Genomic DNA, 4,800 nt, shown 5'->3' with positions numbered 1-4,800 from the left:
CCGACGGACAGCGTCCAGAAGAACTCCCACACCGACACATCGAAGCCAAAGGGAGTCTTCTGCAGCACCCGATCCCGCGGCGTCAAGCCGTACTCGTCCTGCATCCACCGGAGCCGATTCACAATCCCGCGATGCTCGATCACGACGCCTTTGGGCCGCCCAGTCGACCCCGAGGTGTAAATCACGTACGCCGCGTTCTCCGGCCGGACCACGACCTCCACCGGTTCCCGGGACCCGCCGAGCCCGGCCAGATCACCCGGCCCGACTACGACCTCGGCACCCGAATCCTCGACCATGAACCGCAGCCGGTCCTCGGGATGATCCGGATCCAGCGGCAGATACGCCGCACCCGCCTTGAGAATCCCGACCAACGCGACCACCATCTCCACCCCGCGCTCCAGCCGAACCCCCACCACCGACTCCAGCCCCACCCCACGCGCCCGAAGCCAACGCGCCACCTGATTCGACAACTCGTCCAGCTCCGCATAAGACACTTCACAACCACCAGCGACCACCGCTGCCTCACCAGCAGCGACCCCCTCGGCCACCAGATCCAGCAATGTCTCGCTCATGCGTCCTCACTCATCACCGCACGCCGACGGATCACCGCCCGCGCAGCCGGTCGCCGCGCCAGCCCCCGACAACCAACCACCCCACAACAACCGCCGCCCACCAAAACCCGCAACCTCCCCCTCACGCATCCTCACCCACCACCGCACGCCGACGGATCACCGATCGCGCAGCCGGTTGCTGCGCCAGCCGCGGATAACCGGCCACCGCGGCCGCGAGGGACTCGACGGTCGGATGGTCGAAGAGAGCCCGCACCGGGACGTCAGCGTCCAGTGCCGCGCGCAGCCGGACCGAAATCCGGGTGGCGGCCACGGAATGCCCGCCCAGGTCGAAGAAATCGTCTTGCACGCCGATCCGGTCCGTGCCGAGCACCTCCGCCCACACCCCGGCGACCAGGTCCTCCACCGGCCCGCGCGGCGCGACGTGCGGACGTTCCCGCGCCACCGGCTCCGGCGCGGGCAACGCGGCGCGGTCCAGTTTCCCGGCCGGAGTGCGCGGCAGTTCCGGCAGCAGCACGAAACCGCTGGGCACCAGGTAATCCGGCAGGACCCCGGACAGTCCTTTCCGGACGTCCGCAATGGACAGTTCGCCCTCGGCGACGACGTAGGCAGTCAGCTCCAGGCCGTCCGCGGAAGGGGTCGGCTGGACGACGGCGTCCCTGATCCGCGGGTCCGCCCGCAGCGCGGCCTCGACCTCGCCCGGTTCGACCCGGTGGCCCCGCACCTTCACCTGGTCGTCGGCTCGGCCGAGGATCTCCACCGACCCGTCCGGCCTCCGCCGCGCCAGGTCGCCGGTGCGGTAGAGCCGTCCGCCCGGCCGGAGTCCGTGCGGGTCCGGCGCGAACCGTTCCGCGGTCAGGCCCGGCCGACCGGCGTAGCCGCGGGCCAGGCCGTCGCCGCCGATCCACACTTCGCCGGCCACCCCGAGCGGCACCGGTTCGAGGTCGTCGCCGAGCAGGTAGACGTCGGTGTTCGCGACGGGTTCCCAGGCCCTGACCTGGTCGCCGTCGAGTTCGGCGACGGTCGACCAGACGGTCGTTTCGGTCGGGCCGTAGAGATCCCACAGCCGCGCCCCGCCCGCGGTGAGCCGCCGCGCCAGCTCGTCCGGCAGCTTCTCGCCGCCGGCGAACACGGTCAGCTCAGCAGGCGGAGTCCAGCCCGAATCGACCAGCAGCCGCAAGCCCGACGGCGTCGCCTGGACGACCGACGGCGCGGTCCGCTCGATCAACGCGGCCTGCCGCTGCGGATCGACGCACTCCTCGGCGGTCGCGACGATCACCTGACCGCCCGCCAGCAGCGGCAAGTACAGTTCCAGCGCCGAGATGTCGAACGAGACCGTGGTCAACGCGAGCACCGCGGCTCCCGGCGCGAGACCAGGCCGTTCCCGCATCGACAGCAGGAAGTTCGCCAGCGCGCCGTGGCCGATCTGGACGCCCTTGGGCCGCCCGGTGGAGCCGGACGTGTAGATGACGTAGGCGAGTTCGCCGGCGTCGGGCCGGGGCGCGGGACCATCCGCCGGGCGCGCCGCGATCGCCGCCGCGTCGCGGTCCAGCAGCACCGCCGAACAGCCGGTTCCCTCCAGCAACCCTGCCAGCGGCTCTTCGCTGAGCACCACCTCCACTCCTGAATCGGCCAGCACGTAACCGACCCGCTTCGCCGGATAGCGCGGATCGACCGGCAGGTACGCGGCTCCCGCCCGGTGCACGGCGAGCAACGCGACGAGCAGGTCCGGACCCCGGTCGAGCAGCACCCCGACCAGCGCCCCGCGCCGCACTCCTCGGTCCTTCAGATACCGCGCCAGCCTAGCGACCCGCACCGACAATTCCCGGTAAGCGAGGGTCACCTCGCCGCACCGCATCGCCGGCGCGTCCGGGTGCGCCGCCGCGGTGGCCTCGAACAACTCCGGCAGCATCCGGCGGGCCCGCTCGGTCCGCGAAGGATTCCGCAGCAGCACAGCCCGATCCGGCGCGGGCAGTCCGCACCGGCGCGGATCGGAAGCCGGCGCGGCCACGATCCGTTCCAGCACATGCCGATAAAGCCGGGCAAGGAACTCCAGATGCGCGACGGCGACCCGGTGAGTGAACGCCTCCAATACAAACGCACCGGGCACGGTCGAGACGGAGAGGCCGAACTCGTTGGGCGTGCTGTCGGCGACCTCGGCCAGGTCGACCAGCGCTTCGGTGAGGACGTGCATGTCCGTGTGGTTGAAGAAAACGTCGACGAGCGGCACCTGCCCGCCCCACGCGGCCTGCATCGCCGGCAGCGGGAAATGCCGGTGCGGCCACATCGCGGTCTCCTCCGCGAACACCGCGCGAGCCAGTTCCGGCCAGTCGCGCGCGTCCGCCGGCACCGCGAACGGCACAGTGTTCAGGAACATCCCGCGAACCTGATCGCCGCCCACGCGCTCAAGCCTGCTGGTGGTCACCACACCGGTATGGAATGGCCGGTCGTGGCCGGCAATCGTTCGCAGCACGGTGAGATGCGCGGCCAGCAGCAAGCTCTTCAGCGGAACCCCGGCCGACGAAGCCACCGCACGCAACCGGGGCGTCAGGTCGTCGAACGGCACCCGCACCGTGCGATAAACCCCGTCGTCCTCGCCCGCCCAACCCGACGGCACGGCGAACCGCTCGGCCGCGCACACCCGGCCCGCCCAGAAGTCGCGGTCCACAGTGGACTCCAGCGACTCCCGTTCCCGGGCGACCGTGTCCGCGAACCGGACCGGCGGCGGTCCGACCGGATCCGCCGCACCGGCCCGGTAGTCCTCGATCAGCTCGGCGACGAGCGAATTCTGGCTCCAGCCGTCGAGAATCGCGTGCACGTAGCCGAACGACAGCCGCCATTCGCGCTCGGCGAGCCAGTGGACGTGCAGACGCAGCAGCGAAGGACTGAGCAGATCGAACCCGCGCGCCCGATCCTCCGCCGGGTACTCCTGTATCCGCGCGGCCTGCTCCTCGGCGGGCAACGCGCGCAGATCGTCGCAGGTCACTTCCAGGACAGCGGTCTCGTGCACCCGCTGCAACGGCGGAACCGCGGCGAAGTCGACGGAAGTACGCAGGATCTCGTGCCGCGCGACCAGCCGGTTCGCTGCTTGCCGCAAGGCGTCCAGACGCAACTCTTCGTGCACCGGATACCCGAGATGGTTCAGGTAGAGGCCGCGGTCCGCTCCCGCGAGCATCTCGTGCACCATGCCCGCCTGCGCGAGCGACAGCGGGTACGCGTCGGTCACGTCGTCCGGCAATGCCTCCCGCTGACCGGCGGCGAGCTGCGCGAACGGCTCGACCGCCTCGATCGCGGCCGCCGGACCGCCGAGCCCGGCGGCGAAGTCGGCCACTCGCTGTCGCCGGAAGAGGTCCGCGACGCTCGCCTCGATTCCCTCCGCGTTCAGCAGCCCCACAGCGCGGATCGCCCGCAGAGAATCACCGCCCAGCGCGAAAAAGCTGTCCTCCGCCCCGACCCGGTCGGCACCGGTCGCCGCCGCGAACGCGCGGGCCACCGCTGCCTCCGCCGGAGTACGCGGCGGGACGTAACCGTGGCTCGTGCGCGCACCGTCCGGCGCGGGCAAGGCATTGCGATCGATTTTGCCGCTGGCGGTCAAGGGCACTGCGTCGAGCGCCAGCCACACCGACGGCAGCATCGGTTCCGGCAGCGTGCGCGCCAGGTATGCGCGCAACCCGGCCGGGTCCGGGGTACAGCCCGGCTCGGCGACGAAGTAGCCGACCAGCCGGTCGTCGTGCACCGCGGCCGCCGCCGCGCACAGGTCGGGATGGGTCAGCAGAGTCGCCTCGACCTCGCCGAGTTCGATCCGGTTGCCGTGGATCTTGACCTGGTGGTCGAGCCGCCCCCGATACTCGATCCGGCCACCGGGCAGCCGCCGGGCGAGGTCGCCGGTGCGGTACAGCCGTCCGCCCGGCTGCCGCGCGAACGGGTCCGGAACGAACTTCCCGGCGGTCAGCGACGGCCGGTTCAGATAGCCGCGGGCCAGCTGCACCCCGGCGATGACCAGCTCGCCAGGTACGCCGACCGGCACCTCGCGCAGCTCGGCGTCCACCACGTACACCCGCGTGTTCGCGATCGCGCGGCCGATCGTGACGGTCTCCCCCGGCAGGCACCGCGTCGCCGTCACGTCGACCGAAGCTTCGGTCGGCCCGTAGAGATTATGCAGCTCAGCGCCGACCAGCCGGTGGAACCGCTCCGCCAGCTCGTCCGGCAACGCCTCACCGCTGCACAACAC

At 71.3% G+C, this 4,800-nt stretch carries 2 protein-coding genes; both read right to left on the bottom strand.

Translation table 11 applies throughout. The annotated features are described in order from the left end of the window. On the bottom strand, positions 1-572 hold a 572-nt coding region (locus BM362_RS45960; RefSeq protein ID WP_143132665.1), incomplete at its 3' end, for an AMP-binding protein. Between the two features lie 121 nt (positions 573-693). Continuing rightward, positions 694-4,800, bottom strand: a 4,107-nt coding sequence (locus tag BM362_RS45955; protein ID WP_143132664.1) for a non-ribosomal peptide synthetase, incomplete at its 5' end; no start/stop codon positions are given.

Source organism: Amycolatopsis rubida, from assembly GCF_900115345.1.
In the GTDB taxonomy this organism is placed as follows: domain Bacteria; phylum Actinomycetota; class Actinomycetes; order Mycobacteriales; family Pseudonocardiaceae; genus Amycolatopsis; species Amycolatopsis rubida.
Note: the sequence above shows the minus strand (reverse complement) of the source record. Positions and strands in the feature narration are given on the sequence as shown.